The organism is Nonomuraea sp. B1E8 (assembly GCF_039871515.1).
Classification (GTDB): Bacteria; Actinomycetota; Actinomycetes; order Streptosporangiales; family Streptosporangiaceae; genus Nonomuraea.
On record NZ_JBDPLS010000046.1, the window covers coordinates 1 to 1383 of the forward strand.

The window sequence follows — 1383 nt, forward strand, 5'->3', positions numbered from 1 at the left end:
TTGACATCCTCCCCCTCGTAAACGAGGGGGATTCCCACGGTCGCCCGTGAGGCTTCCTGCTTCACAGCCGGTCGCCCGTCCGAGAGGACTCTCGTTGAGGTCTTACACCCGCTCCACAGGCGTTTCAGCTCTCCGCCAGCCCGGCGGCGAGCACGTTCTTGGCCGCGTTGACGTCCCGGTCATGGACCGCGCCGCAGGCACAAATCCACTCCCGGACGTTCAGCGGCATCTTCTCCTGCAGGGCCCCGCACTCCGAGCACAGCTTGGAGGAGGGGAACCAGCGGTCAACCGCCACCACGCTCCGCCCGTACCATGCGGCCTTGTACTCCAGCATGCCGCGCATCTCTCGCCACGAGGCGTCGGAGATGGCGCGGGCCAGGCTGCGGTTCTTGACCATGTTGCGGACGGTCAGGTCTTCCACGGCGATCACTTGGTTCTCGCGAACAAGCCGTGTCGTGACCTTGTGCAGGTGATCTCTTCTGCGGTCGGCGATCCGGGCGTACACTTTGGCGACCCTGGCCCGGGCCTTGGCGCGGTTGTTCGACCCCTTGGCCTTGCGGGCCAGGGCCCGCTGAGCCTTGGCCAGCTTGCGCCGATCGGCGCGCTCATGACGCGGGTTGACGATCTTCTCGCCGGTCGAGAGTGTCGCCAGCGCGGTGATGCCCGCATCCACACCGACGCTCTGCCCGGCAGGCGGGAGCGGGCTGATCTTCTCCTCGACCAGGAGGGACACGAACCAGCGTCCCGCGCTGTCGCGGGACACGGTGACCGTGGACGGCTGCGCACCCTCCGGCAGGGGACGCGACCACACAATGTCGAGCGGCGTGTCCATCTTGGCCAGCGTCAACCGGCCGTCACGCCAGCGGAACGCCGAGCGGGTGTACTCCGCCGACGCCCGGGACTTCTTCCGGGACTTGAACGTGGGGTACTTGGCGCGCTTGGCGAAGAAGTTCGCGAACGCGGCCTGAAGATGCCGGAGCGCCTGCTGAAGAGGGACCGACGACACCTCGGACAGGAAGTCGTGGTCGCCGCTGCGCTTCCATTCCGTCAGGCGCGCGGAGGACTCCACGTAGGAGACGCGGCGGCCTTCCAGGCGGTAGGCGCGGGTGCGCTCTTCGAGTGCCTTGTTGTAGACGAGGCGGACGCAGCCGAACGTCCGGGCAAGCTCGGAGGCTTGCTCGGGGGTCGGGTAGAAGCGGTACTTGTAGGCCCGCTTCACGATCTGCGCCACGCCTCACATGCTACCCCACGATCGGCTAAGGGCCGCGTGTGTGTTCGATACGCCGGTTCGCCTGACGGCGAATCGGCTGCCCCTGTCCTGCTCCGCAGGGGTCCGATTCCTCCCCCGCCTGAAGGCGGGGGTTTCCACGGAGGTATCTGATG

Annotated in this window: 1 protein-coding gene; it reads right to left on the reverse strand. The window is 67.2% G+C overall.

Annotated features, from left to right (window positions below):
• Positions 1-124: 124 nt before the first annotated feature.
• On the reverse strand, positions 125-1231 hold the full coding sequence (locus ABGA98_RS45620; RefSeq protein WP_347624740.1) for an RNA-guided endonuclease TnpB family protein: 1107 nt from the start codon (positions 1229-1231) through the stop codon (positions 125-127).
• Positions 1232-1383 lie beyond the last annotated feature (152 nt).